This is a genomic window from Pseudomonas sp. USTB-Z, assembly GCF_019691255.1.
GTDB lineage: Bacteria > Pseudomonadota > Gammaproteobacteria > Pseudomonadales > Pseudomonadaceae > Aquipseudomonas > Aquipseudomonas alloputida.
Genome location: NZ_JAECZP010000002.1, coordinates 258,271 through 276,339 on the forward strand (window position 1 = coordinate 258,271; position 18,069 = coordinate 276,339).

16 protein-coding genes are annotated in these 18,069 nt (G+C 64.6%); 1 reads left to right on the forward strand and 15 read right to left on the reverse strand.

Annotated elements, in window-relative coordinates; translation table 11 throughout:
* Positions 1-9 precede the first annotated feature (9 nt).
* The 8 genes from I8746_RS03165 to xerC all read right to left on the reverse strand — a co-directional run bounded on the left by I8746_RS03165 (position 10) and on the right by xerC (position 6,135).
* Positions 10-684, reverse strand: a complete 675-nt coding sequence (locus I8746_RS03165; protein ID WP_012052572.1) for an urease accessory protein UreF — start codon at positions 682-684, stop codon at positions 10-12.
* Entirely contained in the window at positions 684-1,229 is a 546-nt protein-coding gene (locus tag I8746_RS03170; protein ID WP_003253925.1) for a HupE/UreJ family protein, read from the reverse strand. Before I8746_RS03170 ends, I8746_RS03165 begins: the two co-directional genes overlap by 1 nt.
* Before the next feature lie 18 nt (positions 1,230-1,247).
* Positions 1,248-1,751, reverse strand: a complete 504-nt coding sequence (ureE, locus tag I8746_RS03175) for an urease accessory protein UreE (protein WP_003253926.1) — start codon at positions 1,749-1,751, stop codon at positions 1,248-1,250.
* A 9-nt stretch (positions 1,752-1,760) separates the two neighbouring features.
* Positions 1,761-3,464 carry an urease subunit alpha gene (gene ureC / locus I8746_RS03180; protein ID WP_088512255.1) on the reverse strand — a complete coding sequence of 568 codons (1,704 nt, stop codon included), beginning with the start codon at positions 3,462-3,464 and terminating at the stop codon, positions 1,761-1,763.
* A complete protein-coding gene (locus tag I8746_RS03185; RefSeq protein ID WP_010953752.1) occupies positions 3,461-3,778 on the reverse strand; it encodes an urease subunit beta in 318 nt (105 codons plus the stop codon). The genes ureC and I8746_RS03185 overlap by 4 nt, the downstream gene beginning before the upstream one ends.
* Positions 3,779-3,797: 19 nt before the next feature.
* Positions 3,798-4,100: an urease subunit gamma gene (locus I8746_RS03190; protein WP_003253929.1), complete on the reverse strand. Its 303-nt coding sequence runs from the start codon at positions 4,098-4,100 to the stop codon at positions 3,798-3,800.
* A 9-nt stretch (positions 4,101-4,109) separates the two neighbouring features.
* The gene (locus tag I8746_RS03195; RefSeq protein ID WP_192907455.1) at positions 4,110-4,943 is read right to left on the reverse strand and encodes an urease accessory protein UreD; all 834 of its coding nucleotides are present in this window, start codon (positions 4,941-4,943) and stop codon (positions 4,110-4,112) included.
* 277 nt (positions 4,944-5,220) lie between these two features.
* Entirely contained in the window at positions 5,221-6,135 is a 915-nt protein-coding gene (gene xerC, locus I8746_RS03200) for a tyrosine recombinase XerC (RefSeq protein ID WP_004576552.1), read from the reverse strand.
* A gap of 216 nt (positions 6,136-6,351) precedes the next feature.
* Between xerC and I8746_RS03205 the strand changes: the two genes are divergently transcribed.
* Positions 6,352-7,533 (forward strand): NnrS family protein, encoded by a 1,182-nt coding sequence (locus I8746_RS03205; protein ID WP_192907456.1) that lies wholly within the window; start codon positions 6,352-6,354, stop codon positions 7,531-7,533.
* A gap of 99 nt (positions 7,534-7,632) precedes the next feature.
* On the opposite strand, the gene I8746_RS03210 is transcribed toward I8746_RS03205, so the two are convergent.
* The 7 genes from I8746_RS03210 to I8746_RS03240 form a co-directional block, all read right to left on the reverse strand.
* A complete protein-coding gene (locus I8746_RS03210) occupies positions 7,633-9,894 on the reverse strand; it encodes an ATP-dependent DNA helicase (protein ID WP_088512256.1) in 2,262 nt (753 codons plus the stop codon).
* On the reverse strand, positions 9,891-11,540 hold the full coding sequence (locus I8746_RS03215; protein ID WP_221100143.1) for a VRR-NUC domain-containing protein: 1,650 nt from the start codon (positions 11,538-11,540) through the stop codon (positions 9,891-9,893). Before I8746_RS03215 ends, I8746_RS03210 begins: the two co-directional genes overlap by 4 nt.
* A 125-nt stretch (positions 11,541-11,665) precedes the next feature.
* Complete coding sequence (locus tag I8746_RS03220; RefSeq protein WP_049770730.1) at positions 11,666-12,973, reverse strand: MFS transporter; 1,308 nt, start codon at positions 12,971-12,973, stop codon at positions 11,666-11,668.
* Positions 12,974-13,072: 99 nt separating this feature from the next.
* Positions 13,073-14,290 (reverse strand): fumarylacetoacetate hydrolase family protein, encoded by a 1,218-nt coding sequence (locus I8746_RS03225; protein WP_017147671.1) that lies wholly within the window; start codon positions 14,288-14,290, stop codon positions 13,073-13,075.
* Between the two features lie 20 nt (positions 14,291-14,310).
* The gene (locus I8746_RS03230; protein ID WP_012052581.1) at positions 14,311-15,369 is read right to left on the reverse strand and encodes an Ldh family oxidoreductase; all 1,059 of its coding nucleotides are present in this window, start codon (positions 15,367-15,369) and stop codon (positions 14,311-14,313) included.
* A gap of 35 nt (positions 15,370-15,404) precedes the next feature.
* Positions 15,405-16,946 carry a UxaA family hydrolase gene (locus tag I8746_RS03235; protein ID WP_012052582.1) on the reverse strand — a complete coding sequence of 514 codons (1,542 nt, stop codon included), beginning with the start codon at positions 16,944-16,946 and terminating at the stop codon, positions 15,405-15,407.
* A gap of 146 nt (positions 16,947-17,092) precedes the next feature.
* On the reverse strand, positions 17,093-18,064 hold the full coding sequence (locus tag I8746_RS03240) for a LysR family transcriptional regulator (RefSeq protein ID WP_012052583.1): 972 nt from the start codon (positions 18,062-18,064) through the stop codon (positions 17,093-17,095).
* Positions 18,065-18,069 lie beyond the last annotated feature (5 nt).

Consider the following 18,069-nt stretch of genomic DNA (forward strand, 5'->3'; position numbering starts at 1 on the left):
AGGCAGTCCTCAGGAACGGAACAAACGGGTGTATTGGGTTTCGTGACGCGATGAAGCGATGGCCAGCAGCGGCAGGCCGCCGCCAAGCTGGTCATCGCCCAGGGCCAGTGCCTGGTCCAGTGCAGCGGGCAAGTCGGCGCCAAGGTCGCGCAGCAAGGTCTGGGCAGCCTGCTGGCCGAACGGCACCAGCTTGACCCCGGCCATGACCGCGCCCTCCAGCCAGGCAAAGCCATGGCCCAATGCCAGCTGGCGCAGCGGGATGGCCCAGTGTGCAGCCAGCCAGGCCATACCGCCCAACTGGGTCAGCTCAAGGCTGGCGCGCCAGGCCGGTGCCTGGCCCAGTTGCCAGCCGTCGAGCAACCGCGCCAGCGCTGCGCCGCGCTGCTGTTCTTCCAGGCGCAGCTCGGCGGTTTCGCGGTTGGCCAGCAAGAACCGGCTCCAGTGACCGAACGCTTCGGCGTCCTCAGCCTGGCAGGCGCGGTACAGACGCGCCAGCACCGGCCAGTCGAGGCAGGCTAGGGTGTCGTGAACCTGCTCACGCTGCCAGCCGACAAAACTGTCCACGCCCCGAACCCAGCCGGCCTCGACCGCCCACTCCAGGCCTTGCGAATAGGTAAAACCACCCACCGGCAAGCCGGGGCTGGCCAACTGCAGTAGGCGCAGCAGCGCCAGGTCGCTGTTCATCAACCGGCCAGCACCAGCGCGGCGCCGGCCAACAGGCCACCGCCAAAGGCCTTCTGCAGGCCGCTGTGGCGGCGCAGCAGGCAACCGACTGCAAAGCCCGCCGCCAGCAGCAAGCCGCTGACCACGACAAACCCCGCGCTGAATTGCCAGAACGCGCTCGGCGTGGCTTCTACGCCATGTGCCCAACCATGGAACAAGGCGAACACCGGCATGGCCATGGCCAGCAGCGACTGGCGGCTCGGCAGCAGCACCGCCCCGGCAGCCACCAGCAGCGACACGGCAATCAGGGTTTCCATGCCCAGCACATCGCCGAACAGGTGACCGCACACGGCACCACCGAACATGGCCGCCAGGGTAGCCAGGGGCAATGTCAGGTTGCGACGGGTCAACGCGGCGAGCACGCCGGTACCCAGCAGCATCAGCAGGTGATCGAGCCCGGTCAGCGGGTGCAGCAGGCCGTCCTGCAGCGGGTTGCTGTCATGGCCCGGATGGGCGAAGGCTGGCAGTGCCAGCATCAACAGAAACAGGGCGAAAGTCTTTTTCATTGGTTGCTCCAGGGCAGTTCAGGAATGGGCAGGCAGGCGTACGAACGGGTGATCGTGGCCATGGGCATGGCTGTGGCTGTGGCCATGCGGTGCACTTTGGTAAGCGCCCGCTTCAGGCTCGAACGGGGCCTGTTCGGCCTCTACCGTCAGGCCCAGCCCCCGCAGCATGTCGTCCAGCACATGGTCGTGCTGGAAGCGCAACAGCCCGGGTTCGATCTGCAGCGGCACATGGCGGTTACCCAGGTGGTAGGCGGCGCGGGCCAACAGGTGTGGATCGGCACAGCGCACGGTGGACACCGCCTCGGGCGCCGCCAGCACGCGGATCAGTTGGGTGCCCTCGGCATCGGCCAGCAGTTCACCTCCGCGCAGCAGGTGGCCGCGCTCCAGCATCAGCCCAGCTTCGCGGCCATCGTCCAGGGTTACTCGCAGGCGGCTCTTGATACGGCTGTCCACGTCAAGGGTGACAGTGCCACTGACAACCCGCGTACCGGGTTCGGAGATACGGCGGCTCAAGACAATCATTTGTGCTCCTCAGAACAGGAAATAGCGCTGGGCCAGCGGCAGTTCGCTGGCCGGTTCGCAGACCAGCAGCTCGCCATCGGCACGCACCTGATAGGTCTGCGCATCGACTTCGATCAGCGGCTGCAGGGTGTTATGGACCATGTCCGGCTTGCGTACCCGCCGGCAGCCGTTGACCACGCCAATCAGGCTGCGCAGGTTCAGCGCCTCGGCCAGCCCGCGGTCCATTGCCGCCTGGGGCAGGAATGTCATGCGTGTGGCATGCCGAGCCGCGCCCAGCGCGCCGAACATCGACCGATAGTGCACCGGCTGGGGGGTGGGTATGGAGCCGTTGATGTCGCCCATGGGCGCGGTGACGATCATCCCGCCCTTGAGCACCAAAGCCGGCTTGACCGCAAAGAACGCTGGCGACCACAGCACCAGGTCGGCCAGCTTGCCGACCTCCACCGAGCCCACTTCGTGACCGATGCCATGGGTGAGTGCCGGGTTGATGGTGTACTTGGCGATGTAGCGCTTGACCCGAAAGTTGTCGCTGTACGGGGTGTCCGGTGCCAGCGGCCCGCGACGCAGCTTCATCTGGTGCGCCACCTGCCAGGTGCGCAGCACCACCTCGCCAACCCGACCCATGGCCTGGGAGTCGGACGAGGTCATGGCAAAGGCGCCCATGTCGTGGAGAATGTCCTCGGCAGCGATGGTTTCGCGGCGAATGCGCGACTCGGCGAAGGCCACGTCCTCGGCGATGCTCGGGTCCAGGTGGTGGCAGACCATGAGCATGTCCAGGTGCTCGTCCACGGTGTTGATCGTGTACGGCAGGGTCGGGTTGGTCGAGGATGGCAGCACGTTGGCCTGCCCCGCCGCACGGATGATGTCCGGGGCATGGCCGCCACCGGCACCTTCGGTATGGAAGGTGTGGATGGTGCGGTCGCCGATGGCCGCCAACGTGTCTTCGATACAGCCCGACTCGTTGAGGGTGTCGGTGTGAATCGCCACCTGGATATCCATTTCCTCGGCCACGCCCAGGCAACAGTCGATGGCTGCTGGCGTAGAGCCCCAGTCTTCATGCAGTTTGAGCCCGACAGCACCTGCGGCAATCTGCTCGCGCAGCGCGTCCGGCCGCGAGGCATTGCCCTTGCCCAGCAACCCGATGTTGATCGGCAAGCTGTCGGCGGCCTGCAACATGCGCGCAAGGTACCAAGGGCCGGGCGTGCAGGTGGTGGCATTGGTGCCAGTGGCCGGCCCGGTTCCACCGCCGATGAACGTGGTGACACCGCTGTTCAATGCCTCGTCCACCTGCTGCGGGCAAATGAAGTGGATATGCGAATCGACCCCCCCGGCGGTGACGATCTTGCCCTCGGCCGCGATTACCTCGGTCCCTGGCCCGACCGGCACGTTCACGCCCGGCTGCACATCGGGGTTGCCCGCCTTGCCGATCACCGCAATGCGTCCATGCTTGATGCCGATGTCGGCTTTGACGATGCCCCAGTGGTCGATGATCAGCGCATTGGTCAACACCAGGTCCATGGCCTCGGCCGCCAGCATCTGGCCCTGCCCCATGCCATCGCGAATAACCTTGCCGCCGCCGAACTTCACCTCTTCGCCGTAAATCGTGAAGTCTTTCTCGACCTCCACCCACAGCGCAGTGTCAGCCAGGCGCACGCGGTCGCCAACCGTGGGGCCGAACATGTCGGCATAGGCCTGACGGGAAATACGGCTCATGCCCTGCCCTCCAGCGCGCCCATCACCTTGCCCTGAAAACCATAGACCTCACGCTTGCCGGCGTACGCCACCAGTTGCACGGTACGCGCCTGACCCGGCTCGAAGCGCACGGCAGTGCCGGCCGGGATGTCCAGGCGAAAGCCCAGGGTGGGCGCCCGGTCGAACACCAGCGCGTCGTTGACTTCATAGAAGTGGTAGTGCGAGCCGACCTGCACCGGCCGGTCGCCATGGTTGGCCACACTGACGCTGACCGTTTCTCGGCCACTGTTCAACTCGATGTCGCCCGCGGCGACCTGGATTTCACCTGGGATCATGCGACGCTCCTTGGCGGTTTCAGACGATGGGGTCATGCACGGTCACCAACTTGGTGCCATCCGGGAAGGTCGCTTCGACCTGTACGTCGTGAAGCATTTCAGCGATACCGGGCATCACCTGCTCACGGGTCAGCACTTCACGCCCCAGGCTCATCAGCTCGGCGACTGTGCGGCCATCGCGGGCGCCTTCGAGCACCGCGGCACTGATCAGCGCCACGGCCTCCGGGTAGTTGAGCTTCAGGCCACGGGCCAGACGCCGCTCCGCCAGCAGCGCGGCAGTGAACAGCAGCAGTTTGTCTTTCTCTCTCGGGGTAAGCTCCATGGCGCTCTCTCAGGTAGCCCAGATACGCGGCGGGCAGGCTGGCAGGCCGAGGATGGCCGGGCGCAGCACATGCCACAGGCGTTGCAGGGTGCGTTGCAGGTGTTGGTTGTCATGGTCGAGCACGCGGATCACCAGCAACGACCCGAGCAGGGTCGCACCGGCCGGGTTGCCCAGTTCATCGAGTAGCGGGCGAACCTGCTCCAGCACTGCCTGATCGGCAGGTGCGGCACAAAAGGTGGCGAGTAGCGGATGCCCACCCAGCTTGCCCAGGTGCCCGCCTGCGAGCCGCAGGCGCTCATGCAGGCCAGCCTCGTCAGGCAGTTCGATGTGCAAAAGGCTGTCGAGGGCGCCGTGGTCGAAACGCTCGTGCATGACCGGACGGCCCAGGCACAGGGTTTCCCAGGCCAGCAGGCGGGCGCCCGGCTCGAGGGTAAAACGGCTGGCGAGGCTGGCGCGGGCGCCAGAGAAGAAGATGCTGTCCTGCGGCAGCCACTCCAGGGTGCTGCCCGTGGCCATGTGGAAGCGTTGGGTCAACCGCGCGGTCGGGCCAATGCTGCGGTAGAACTTGCTGGCACCGGGCATGGTCAGCAGCGCGTGGCTACCCGGCTCCAGGTGAATGTCCAGTTCCAGGCGGTCGCCGGCGACGATACCGCCCGGCGGGTGCAGGACATAGACATGGCACGGCGCACCTTCAGGATAGAAAGGCCGCTGCACCAAAAGAGGTCCGAAATGCTTCCACGCACCAAGGCGGGTCACGCCGTCACGCTGGACAAAGCGCAACTGCAGGTGAGCACTCCAGCCTGCATCGTCTTGCTGTTGTTCGATCTGCTCCGCGAGCGACATCCTGCGGCCCCTGAAATCCGTGGCCTGCTGGCCGTTTAGAGGGTCCGGCGCGGGCGGCTGCTAGCGCGCGCGGCCTGACCACTCGATCAAATTCGCAGGCTGGATATAGCAGGTTGCGGGCCAACTTCGCAGGTGAACGATGATGAAACCTGTGCTGCGCCCGCTCTGGCATCGGGCATGCGGGGGAATGGCGCACAAAGCAGGGGCGTGTGTCGGCCCTGTTTCGGTGCCGGCATACGTGAAAAGGGGGCTGCTTTGAGCCCCACAATTTCAAGCCTCAGTAATCGAAGCGGTCCACGGCACGCCGACGCTCGTTGTCATCACGCCGGTCATAGATGGCCGTAGTCTGGATATTGGCATGGTGCGCCAGCTTCTGCGCAATCGACAGGTCGTGCTCTTCGATCACCCGGGTAATGAATGCCCGGCGAAAATCGTGCGGCATGATCTTCACCCCCACCTGCGCGCCGCGCTGGCGGGCAATGTAGTAGATCGCATGCTTGGTAATGCGCGCCCGGGTAATGTGGTTGCCGCGACGGATGCGGTTGAACAGGAACGGGTCATCTTCCGCCCCGGCAGGCAGGTCCTGGCGGCGCAGTTCAAGCCAGGCCTGCAGCTTCTCGAACGCCCACGGCGGTGCGTACTTGACCAGCTGGTGGTTGCCCTTGCCCACTACCTGCAGGCTGCGCGCCTCGAAGTCGACCTGGTCGAGGTCGATGTCGACCGACTCCGACTTGCGCATGCCGGTGCCGTACAGCAAGGCAATGATCGCCGCATCACGTACCCCCTGTGGCCGCGGGTCGGCGGCGCACACATCCATCAGCTCGCGGATCAGGCTGCGGCGCAGGTTGCGCCCTGGCGGCAGGCGGCTGCCCGTGGCGGGCTTGACCTCGCGAATACGCAACAGCTGCTCGTGGTCGATCAGGCCCTGACGCCAGGCCTCGTTCATCACCCCGCGAATCGCGTTGACGTACAGCGACGAGCTGTTGGGCGCGTAGCCATCGGCACGCAGGGCAGCCACCAGTGCAATAACATGGCCCGGCTCGAGCCGATGCCAAGGCACATCGACAATGTTGCAGTCGACAAAACCTAGCCGGTCGGCGGCGTCCTGAAGAATGTAGCGCATGGTTTGCTGGCTGGATGGGGCCAGACGGGCCATGTACTGCAGCAGCGGATTTTTCGAGAGGTCGGACAAAACGTGAATCCTGTAGCGAAGCGTCAGCCGGCACTGAACCAGGCAAACCCTGAAGCAAGTCAAAACGACATACAAGCCAGTCTGAATGACCGCAATACGCGCGTGTCATTCGGACCCTGAGAAGTGCCATCACCTTGATATTCAAGGGCTTTGCAAACTGGCACGGATCGTGATCTTACCCCAATTGAAGCCTACTGAACGAACCAAGGACTGCCCATGCTCTTGCAACCCACTGCTTCACGCCCACGCCAAGCCGTCTGGAGCCTGGGTTTTCGCCCGTTCTTCCTGGGTGGCAGTTTGTTTGCGCTGATCGCCCTGCTGTTGTGGGCCGGCGTACTGGCTGGGGCACTGGCCCCTGCACCGCCCGGGGGTATGCTCGCCTGGCACCGCCACGAGATGCTTTACGGCTTCGCCGCCGCCATTATCGCGGGTTTTCTGCTGACCGCCGTGCAGAACTGGAGCGGCATCCCAGGCTTGAGCGGGCGGGCGCTGCAGGGTGTGTTCCTGCTTTGGCTGCTGGGGCGGGTAAGCTGGTTTATGCCACTACCGGGTAGCTTGCTGGTACTGGTCGAGGGCAGCTTCCTGCCATTGGTGGCATTGAGCCTGGCGCGACCGGTCCTGCAACGGCGCCTGCGCAACAACTACCCGATCGTCGTACTGGTGCTGTTGATTGCCGCCTGCCAGTGGCTGACCTTGGCCGGCTGGTTGCACCAGGACGAACTGTGGCAGCGTCGTGGAATATTTGCCGGGCTGTGGCTGGTGACGGCGATGATGACCGTACTCGGCGGCCGGGTCATACCCTTCTTTACCCGCCGTGGCCTGGGTCACCTTGACGCGGCCCCTGCCCGCCCATGGCTGGACCGAGCCTGCCTGTTGCTCAGCGTCGCAGTACCGCTGGCGTTTGCCACCGGCCTGGCCGATACGCCGCAAGCAAATTTGGCGGTGCTGTTTTTTGCCTTGTTCGCGCTGCACGCGACCCGACTGGTGCTGTGGCATGACCGTGGCCTGTGGCGCGTACCGTTGCTGTGGTCGCTACACCTGGCCTACGCCTGGCTCGCCCTGGCCTGCCTGGGCATGGCGTTGTGGCATAGCGGGGTGGCCCTGAGCCCGAGCCTGGTGACCCACGCGCTGACCGTTGGCGCCATGACCGGGCTGATCCTGGCCATGATGGCGCGGGTCAGCCTGGGCCACACCGGCAGGCCATTGCAGGTGCCGACCAGCATTGCCTGGGCCTTTGCCCTGATGCAACTGGCGACCTTGGCCCGGGTGATTCTGCCGCTGTTCACATCGCTGGGGGTAAGCGTTTCGGCACTGTGCTGGAGCCTGGCGCTGTTGCTGTTCCTGCGCCATTACCTACCCATCCTGCTCCGGCCCCGGGCAGACGGAATGCCCGGTTGACGTGCTTGGGCCGCCTTGCGGCGGTGTGCCATGAGGGGAACTTGGTGGGTGGTTTGCTCACCCTCCTGATTGCGTCTGATCGCCAAAGGCGAAAGACCGCTAGACAATAGCCGCCGCCCACCACCCTGGAAACATCTGCTGCACCCGGGGCTCGGCGAAGCGTTCGTCAATCAGCACCAGTACGCCACGGTCCTGGTCACCCCGAATAACCCGGCCCGCCGCCTGGATCACCTTGCGCACGCCCGGGTAGAGGTACGCGTAATCGAAACCCGCGCCAAATTGCCGCCCCAGGCGCTGTTTGAACTGCTCGTTGACCGGGTTGACCTGAGGCAGCCCCAGGGTAGCGACAAACGCACCAATCAGCCGCGTGCCGGGCAAATCCACCCCTTCGCCGAAAGCGCCGCCCAATACGGCAAAGCCCACACCTCGGCCATCGGCGACAAAGCGATCGAGAAATGCCTGGCGGGCCGCCTCGTCCATGCCCGGCTCCTGTGACCACAGCGGAATCTGCCCATGCTGCTCGGCCAACAGCCCTGCCACCTGTTGCAGGTATTCGAAGCTGCTGAAGAACGCCAGGTAGTTACCCGGCATGCGCTCATACTGCCGGGCAATCAGGTCAACGATCGGCGCCAGGGAGGCTTGGCGCTGCTGGTAACGGGTGGACACCTGGCTGGCAATGCGCACCTCCAGCTGTTCGGCACGGAACGGCGCGGCCACGTCCAGCCAAGCGGTATCGGCTGGCATGCCCAGCAGGTCGCTGTAGAAGTGCCGTGGGCTCAACGTGGCGGAAAACAGCGTCACACTGCGCGCCGCCTGCATGCGTGGTGCCAGCAGCCGCGCCGGGGTGACATTGCGCAGGCACAGCGTGGCCAGCCGCCGCTTGCGCGGGCCCTGGCGCTGGCTGATGTCGAACAGAAAGTGCTCGTCGAACAGCTCGGCAACCCGGCAGAACTGCAAGGCCTGATAGTAGAACTGCAACACCTGGGGGTCGATGTGCGTGGGGGCCTGGTTCATCTGTTCCTGAATCACCCCGACGCACTGCTGCAGGGCGCGCAGCAGGCCTTCGGGCAGCGACTCGCTGGCCTGGTACGGCGCACGCTGCTCTTTATACAGGGCGTTCCACTGCCTGTTCAGGCGGTCCAGCGCACTGACCAGCCCAGGCGGTTTGCTCTGGCGCAACGCCAGCAGCTGGCCCTGGTCAAGGGTGGCGCTGTACATGCCGCGCCCACGCTCGACCAGGTTATGCGCTTCGTCCACCAGTACTGCCACTCGCCACTGGTTGAGCTGGGTCAGGCCGAACAGCAAAGCATGCGCATCGAAGTAGTAGTTGTAGTCGGCGACCAGCACGTCGGCCCAGCGCGCCATCTCCTGGCCCAGGTAGTACGGGCACACCTGGTGCGCCAAGGCCACTTCACGCAGGTTGGCGCGGTCGAGCAACGGCAGTGCTGCCGCAGCCTCGCGCGCAGCCGGCAAACGGTCGTAGAAACCTGCGGCCAATGGGCAGGACTCACCATGACAGGCCTTGTCCGGGTACTCACAGGCTTTGTCGCGGGCGATCAACTCCAATGTGCGCAGGGCAGGTTGCGGCGTGGCCTCGGTGATCTGGCGCAGGGCATCCAGGGCGAGTGCCCGGCCTGGTGTCTTGGCGGTGAGAAAAAACAGCTTGTCCAGCTGCTGCGGCACCATGGCCTTCAGCAGCGGGAACAAGGTACCAAGGGTTTTGCCAATGCCGGTGCTGGCCTGGGCCATCAGGCAACGGCCGGTGCTCACCGCTTTGTATAAGGTTTCAGCCAACTGCCGCTGGCCCTTTCGGAACTGTGGGTAGGGGAAACTCAGCGCCAGCAGGCCTTGGTCACGGTCGGCCAGGCGTCGTTGCTGCGATCGGGCCCAGCCCAGAAAGCGCTGGCACTGGGTTTCGAAGAAGGCCTGCAGCTCGGCAGCCGAACAGTGCTCCGTGAACAGCGTCTGGCTGTCGCTGTCCACGTCGAGGTACACCAGCGCCACCTCGATGGCGGGCAGTTGTCGTGCCTGGCACATCAACCAGCCATAAACCTTGGCCTGTGCCCAGTGCAACTGACGGTGATTGGCCGGTTGACGCGCCAGGTCGCCACGGTGCGTCTTGATCTCTTCCAGGCGATTGCTGCCAGGGTCATAGCCATCGGCGCGGCCCCGCACCCTGAGGGTTTCGAACCGGCCTTCAAGGGCGATTTCCGACTCGTAGCCAGCAGCCCGCCGCGCCACCACCCGCTGATGCCCTTCGATACCCTCCTGGGCGGTGGGCGATGGCGTGAAGCGCAGGTCCAGGTCACCGACCTTGGCGCTGAACTCACACAAGGCGCGCACCGCTACGCTGTAGCTCAAGGCGTTTCGCTCCAGCGCACGTGGCACACCGCGACCGGAAGGCCGTGCTGCCTGCAGAACTCCAGCCAGCGCAGCTGATTGTCCTGCAGGCGGTCACCGGGCCCCTTGACCTCGACCATGCGATAACGGCCCTGCTCGGGCCAGAACTGAATCAGGTCGGGCATGCCGGTACGGTTGTTGCGAATGTCCTGCAACAGGCGCAGGAAACATTGCTTGAGCGCCGCGGCCGGCAGGCAAGCCAAGGCCTGCTCCAGCAGTTCCTCGCTGAGCATGGACCAGAACACGAACGGCGACTGCAGCCCCTGTTTGGCCACGTAGCAGTCGAGAATCGCCTGGCGATGGCTACCCTCGTCGAGCCTCCCGAGGCAGCGTTCGAACAGTGCACTGCGCCGTTGCTGGAAGTCGCTGTCGTGCAGGTCCTGTGGCGCGGCCTGGAACGGGTTGAAGAATGCGCCGGGCACCGGGGCGAAGATGGCCTCCCAGCACAACAGGCCAAACAGGCTGTTGAACAGCGTGTTTTCCACGTAATGCGCCTGCCCCCCCTCTTGCATCAGGTGCTGACGCACGGCTTCTTCAACGCCCAGTGCAGCGTCCCCGCGGGGCAGTTCGAGCTCGATCAGTTCCAGCGGCGTGGTGCGCTGGCGCCGCTGTGGCGGGCCGCCGAGTTTGCGCGCCAGGCGTGGCAGCATGCGCTGCAGCGCCTGCACCTCCAGCGCGTTGGCAGGTGCCGCAGCCAGTTGCACCGCCAGTGCATGGGCCTGGTGCCACTGTTCGGTGCGCTCCAGCACCCTCACCTGGCGAATGCGCGCCTGGGGATGGTTGCATTGCGCATACACCGTCGTGGCCAGGTCCCATTCACCCAGGCGTTCGCATTGTTGGCCCACGGCGAATTGCAGTCGTGCATGGCGCCGGGCCAGCCAGGGGTTGCTGCTGTGCAGACCCTGCAGGGTGGCAAGGATCGGCAGCGGGTCGCCGCCCTGCTCCAGGCGCTCGGCGCACTGGTGCAGCGCCATGGCCAGGTCGACATCGTCACGTTGCTGCAAGGCACGCGAATCGGAGCTGAACGGCACCTGCTCGTAACGCAGCAAGCCCAGGTCGGCAAGGACGAAGTCTGACCAGTCCTGGTACAGGTTGCCGAAGAACAGCAGGCGCATGCGGTCGCACAGAGGTTGCAGGCACCACTGGAGGATGCGCACCTCGCTGGCAGGAAACCACTCGACCAGTGACCGGGCTGCCAGCGCCAGGGGTTGCAGCTGTGCCAACAACTCATGCTTGGCCGCGCGCGGGCGGTTCAGTTGCCGGGCGAAGCAGCGGGCCAGTTCTTCCTTGCGCAGCAACGCGAACAGCTGTTCAAGGTCCAGTTGCTCGGGCTCCCGTACCCAGCCGAGGGCCAGCAACGGCTGCAGCGCCAGTGCAGTATCGCCGATTTCGGCGTAGTCGAGCCGATCGCTGCGAAACAACTCGCCTTTGCGCATCACCATGCGCACCATCAAGGCCTGGGCTGGCGCTTGCAGTTGACTGAAGGCACGGATGAAGGCCAGTTCCTGGTCATCGAGCAGGTCCTGGTAGCGCTGTTCGACCCACAGCACGACCTGGCGGAAGTTATGCAGGTAGTAGAACGGGTCGTCGACGGAATGGGCGATCACGGGCGGAAGTCAGGTAGCGGCAACAGGCACTGTTTATACATACAGATACCCCTCCATGACAAGCGCCGCGGGTCGCGTCACAATCAACCAAGGGTTCAGGGGCTGCACTGCAGCCCCCGTAGCGTTCACGCCTGTTCAGTTGCGCCAGCCATCCCGCCCGCCTCGACCCTGGCACTGCCAATGGGCGCCTGAAGCAGCAGGAAATACGCCACCGCCGAGCACAGCGCCACCACCGCGCTGATCATGAACGCTGTGGTGAACGAGCCCGAGTACTGGATGCTGAAGCCCGTCACGATCGGTGCCACCGAGCCTGCGATGTAACCGCCGAAGTTCTGGATCGAGCCAAACGAGGCCACGCGCTGGCTGTCGACAATGGTGTTGACGATCATCCAAGCGGTGGCACTGGCCATATTGATGCTGAACAGCGCCAGGCAAAGCAGCATGATGCACCCCGTTAGGCCGGTGACGAACGACAGTGGCAAGGTGAACAGCGCTGCCAGCACCAGGCCAGTGATGACACTGAACTTGCGGCTGCCCAGCACGCTCATGCCACGCCTTACCAGCCAGTCACAGAAGCGCCCGGCAATGATGGTACCCGCCGCACCGAAGCCATACGCCAGCGACACCACCCAGGCGGTCTTGTACAGGTCCAGGCCATGCTCGCGCTCGAAGTAGCCCGGCAGCCAGGTCAGGTGCAGCCAGAGCATGTAGATCACCCCCATGAAACCCAACACCGCGCCCCAGGTACTGCGGTGCTTGAACAGATCAAGCCAGCCGGCAAAGTACGAAGCCTTCGGCGCGGTTACCGTGGCGGCCGCAGCCTGGCGCTCACTCGGCAGCGGTTTGCCTTCGGCGGCAAGCTCTGCCAGAAAACGGGCCTTGCTCTTGTAGAAGGTCAGCCAGCACAGCGCCAGTACCACGCCGATCACGCCGGTAATGATGAACATGCCGCGCCAGCCAAAGTTGACCATGAACAGCGTCAGCAACGGCGGCGCCAGGCAGGGGCCAAGACAGGTCGACGACCAGACCACACCGGTCGGGGTGCCGCGCTCGTTGGCGTCGAACCACTCCGACAATGCTTTGGCCGCCGATGGAAACATCGGCGCCTCGCCAATCCCCAGCAACACCCGCAGGCCCATGAAACCGGCAAAACTGTTGACCATGCCAAACGCCGCCTGGGCAACCGACCAGCCCAGCAACGAAGCGCCGAGGGCGATCTTGCTGCCCAGGCGGTCGATGATCATGCCCATTGGCAACTGGGCAAAGGCATAGGCAATGGAAAACGCCGACAACAGGATGCCCATCTGCGACGGGCTGATCATCATGTCTTTCTGGATGGAGGTGTTGGCGATCGACAGCGCACTACGGTCCAGGTAGTTGACGATGCCGATCAGCAGCAGGAACACGACGGTAATGCGCTGGTACTTCTTCATTGGGTTCATGTGATGACCTTTATTATTATTGTTGCCGCGCTGTCAGCGCCTTGACGATCCCTCGATGATGCTGCGCCCCTCCCTGACGCAGCGAGCCGTTCAAAGCGGGCGGGCGGTGGCCGCGACCTCCAGCAGGCCACGCCGGCCGAGGTTGTCGATCAACGCGCGCAGGCCGAAGTCCCACTGCGGTGCCAGATCGCTGGTGGTCACGCGGTTGCACAGGGTACCCAGTTGCGGGTTGCTGATGCTCACCACGTCACCCGGTTTGTGGGTAAAGCCGTTACCCGGCTGATCGCGGTCCTGCTTGGGGGCGAACAGGGTACCGAGGAACAGCACCAGGCCGTCAGGGTACTGGTGGTTTTCGTTGAGGGTTTGCTGCACCAGGTCTTGCGGGTCACGGCTGATCTGGCGCATGGAACTGCGCCCGGAGAGGATAAAGCCGTCCTCGCCTTCCACCCGCAGGTCCACCTCGGCAGCACGCACATCGTCCAGGCCGAAGCTTTCGTCAAACAACCGCAGCAGCGGGCCCAGTGCAGTGGAGGCGTTGTTGTCCTTGGCCTTGGACAGCAGCAACGCGCTACGCCCTTCGAAGTCACGCAGGTTGACGTCGTTGCCGAGCATGGCGCCCTTGATGCTGCCATTGCTCGACACGGCCAGCACCACTTCCGGTTCTGGGTTGTTCCAGCTGGACTTGGGGTGGATGCCGATGTCGGCGCCGTGGCCAACCGCGGACAGCGGTTGGGCCTTGGTGAACACTTCGGCATCCGGGCCTATACCCACCTCCAGGTACTGCGACCACAGGCCCTGCTCTACCAGCACCTTGCGCAGCGCTTCGGCCTGAGCCGAGCCGGGCACAATCTGCGACAGGTCGGCGCCAATGCGGCTGGCCAGGGTGTCACGGATGGCGTCGGCCTTGGCCGGGTCGCCCTTGGCTTGTTCTTCTACCACACGCTCCAGCAGGCTGGTGGCGAAGGTCACACCAGCAGCCTTCACCGCTTGCAGGTCGATCGGCGCCAGCAGCCACGGCTGGTGCGGGGTGCGCCGTGTGGGATCGCTGTTGCCCAGCAATGCCGGCAGCGCAATCAAGGGTTCGGCCAGCGGCAAGGCACGCAGGTAGGCCACCGGATCGTCCACTTCCAGCAGCGCCGAGACGGTCGCCACGTGGGTGCTGATGTCGTAGACGGCGCCGGCTTTCACCAGCACCACCGCCGGCCCCTGCTCCGGCAACCAGACGCGCCCTACCCAGCTGCCGCTGTCAAAAACGCTGGCATCATGGTTCAGTGGCAGCGGTTGATTGGCGTTCGTTCGATCAGTCATCTGTGTTCCCTTGCTGTGCATCATTGGAAAAGTCCCGGCAGTTGCAACTGCCCAGCCACACGCTCAAGGTCGGCTATCAACTGCGGCGAAAGGCTCACGCCCTGTTCCACGGCCTGGCGACGCAGGGCAAGGCCTGCTTGCCCGGGCAGGCGTACCGGGCGTTCGGGGTCGAGCGGGCGGCTTGCCAGAACCAATCCCCCCAGGAAGCTGGTTTCGTCGAGGAACGCCTCCAGGCCGCCGAACATGCGCGGGTCAATCACCAGCGCAGTGGCCGAGGCGCCCCACTGATCCGGTGCATCCTTGCGCCCATGGCCGGCCAGCCCCGAGGTGAGGGCTTCGACCAACAGCGCAAGGGCAAACCCTTTATGGCCAAAGGCCTGGCCGCCGAGCGGCAGGATGCTGCCTTGCGGGCGGGTAAAGAAATCGCCCGGGTCATCGCTGAGCTGCCCGTCATTGCTCACCAGCACCGGGTGCGGCAGACGTCGGCCGGCATCGCGGCATTGGCCGACCAGGCCGAGGGTAACGGTGGACATGCTGACGTCCAGCAGGATCGGCTCACCCTGGGTCGGGATACCGGCAGCAATCGGGTTGGGGGTGTACACCGGGTCGATGCCACCATGAGCACAGACCAACCCCACCGACGGATCCGACGAGTAGACGATGGCCAGCAACCCTTGGTCGGTGTATGGCTTGAGGTAGGCGGCCAGGCAGCCGATATGGGCAGCGCGGCGTACTACCGCAATACCGATGCCCTGCTTGGTCGCGCCCGCGGCCGCGCAATCCAGTGCCCGGCTGACGCAATAGGGCCCCAACACGTAGTGGCCGTCGAACAGGCTGGAAACACCACTGTCGGCGACCTGTTCCAGCGCCTGCGCGCGGGCCTTGACCTGCCCGCTGAGCACGCCGTCGATGTAGCGGCTGACCAGGTTGAGGCCATGGGTACGGTGGCCGAGCAGTTCGCCTTCGAGCAGCACCCGGGTCACCACCTGGGCGACCTCCACGTCGGCTCCGGCTTTCATGAACAGTTGCTCGACAAACGTGGTAAGCGTTTGCACGTTGTACCGTGTGGTTTGAATCATTGCAGTTGCCTCGCAAATGGGACGGGAGCGATCAATCAGGTCACGGCGCCGATCTGCCACGGGACGAACTCGTTTTGCCCGTAGCCGTGCTGTTCGCTCTTGCTGCGTTCCCCGGAGGCAATGCGCAGCATTTGCTCGAAGATGAATGCGCCGCGCTCTTCGATGCTGGTGGAGCCATCGACGATGCCGCCGCAATTGACGTCCATGTCCTCTTGCTGGTGCTCGAACACCCGGTTGTTGGTTGCCAGCTTGATCGATGGCGCCGGGGCACAGCCGTAGGCCGAGCCGCGGCCGGTGGTGAAGGCGATCAGGTTGGCCCCGCCGGCCACCTGACCGGTGGCCGAGACCGGGTCGTAGCCGGGGGTGTCCATGAACACCAGGCCCTGGGCACGTACGGCTTGCGCGTACTGATACACATCGACCAGGTTGCTGGAACCTGCCTTGGCCACTGCGCCCAGGGATTTCTCGAGGATAGTGGTCAGCCCCCCTGCCTTGTTGCCGGCCGAGGGGTTGTTGTTCAATTCGGCGTTCATACGCTGGCAGTAGTCTTCCCACCAGCGAATGCGCGCCACCAGCTTCTCCCCCACCTCACGGCTTACCGCGCGGCGCGTGAGCAAGTGCTCGGCACCATAGATTTCCGGGGTTTCGGAGAGAATGGCGGTACCACCGGCGGCCACCAGGCGGTCAACGGCATTGCCCAGTGCCGGGTTGGCGGTGATCCCCGAATAGCCATCTGAGCCGCCGCACTGCAGGCCAACCACCAGGTGGCGGGCACTGACCGGCTGACGCCGTACCCGATTGGCCTCGGCCAACAGCGCCTTGACCTGGGCGATACCCGCAGCGATGGTTTTCGAGGTGCCCCCGATCCCTTGGATGGTAAAGGCGCGCAGTTGTGCACTCGCCTGCAGGCCATGGGTTTCCAGCAGGGTTTCGATCTGGTTGGTTTCGCAGCCCAGGCCGATGATCAGCACGGCAGCGAAGTTGGGGTGGACGGCGTACCCGGCCAGAGTACGGCGCAGCAGGCCCAAGGCTTCACCGCTCGGGTCCACTGCGCAGCCGGCACCGTGGGTCAGGGCGACCACACCGTCGACATTCGGGTAGTCGGCCAGCACCTCGGGGTGAATGTCACGGCGGAAATGGTCGGCCACGGCCCGGGCCACGGTCGCCGAACAGTTCACCGAGGTGAGAATGCCGATGTAGTTGCGGGTGGCGACACGGCCATCGGCGCGCACGATGCCCTGGAACTGCGCGGCGCTGCCTGGCAGGCTGCGGGTATCGACACCAAACGCGTAGTCGCGGGCAAAATCGCCCATCTGCACGTTGTGCACGTGCACATGGTCGCCAGCGTCGATCGCCTGGGACGCAAACCCGATGATCTGCCCGTAACGGCGCAACGGCTGGCCTTGCGCCACAGGCTCGGTGGCGAGCTTGTGGCCTGAAGGGATGGGCTGGCGCACGGTAATCGCCTCGGCATCCAGGCGCACGCCTGGCAGCAGGGCCTGGCGGGCGATGACGACGTTGTCCAAAGGGTTGAGGCGGATGACCGCGGGGTCACCGGATTTGGCAATCAGTTGCATGGGACCTCTCAGGGCGGAGCGGCTGACTTCTTGTTATGGCTGTCGCCACTGTAAGAAGCCTGGTGCCGCATTCCCAATGAGATGATCCGATCGTGCGATAACCTGGAGTTATCGCAAGGGTATTTGGGTGCGTGATCTTCAATCGGCTAGGGGTGGAACGCAGCATCTGCCGGAGATTGCCGCCGTCGCTGCGCGCCCTCCAGCAGAATCTCGACAAACGCCCTGGCGGAGGCGCTCAGCGGTTCATCCTTGCGGGTAACCACACCATACTCCAGCGCGGCCACCTGCAAAGGGCTGCGCAGCTCCTTGAACTGCCCACTGGCCAACTGCGCGGCCACCATCGAGCGCGGCAGCATGGCAATCATCGGTGCCGATTGCAGCAACTGCAGGAACATGGGCATGGAGATGGTCTCCACGCAGTCGGCAGGCGTGGCGATTCCGGCCACTCGGAACGCCTGCTCCAGGCGGTTGCGGATCGGCGTACCCACCGGGTACAGCACCCACGGCCAATCGCCTAGCGCCTCAAGCGGTGTGTTGTCGAGCCGGTTGAGCGGGTGCTCGCTGTTCACCACCAGGCTGAAGGGTTCAGGCTCCAGCGGCTGGAAGTCGAACAGCTGACCGAAGCGTTCCTCGGTGAAGCGGCCAATCATGATGTCCAGCTTGTTCTGCTCGAGCATGGTCAGCAGGTGATCGCTGGAATGCTCCACCACTTCAATCGACAGTAACGGGCTTCGCGCCTTGATGGCGGCGATGGCCTGCGGCAATACCAATGCGGTCGCGGCAAAGATCCCGCCAACGCGGATGAAACCGTGCCCGCCGTTGCGCAGGCGGTTGACCTGGTCGACGAACTGTTGCGACTCGGCCAGGGCACCCTGGGCGTACCGCACCACGTATTCACCCAGCTCGGTGGGGGGCATGCTGCGAGGCAGGCGCTCGAACAGGGCAAAGCCGAACTGCTCCTCAAGGTCACGCAGCATTTTGCTGAGCGCCGGCTGGCTGAGGTTCATGCGCGTGGCAGTGGCGTGCATGTTGCGCGTGCGCGCCAGCGTGTCGATCAACACCAGGTGCTTGTAGCGGATCCAGTTGCAAAAGCTGGAATGGGTCATGTCCGGCGGCATAGACG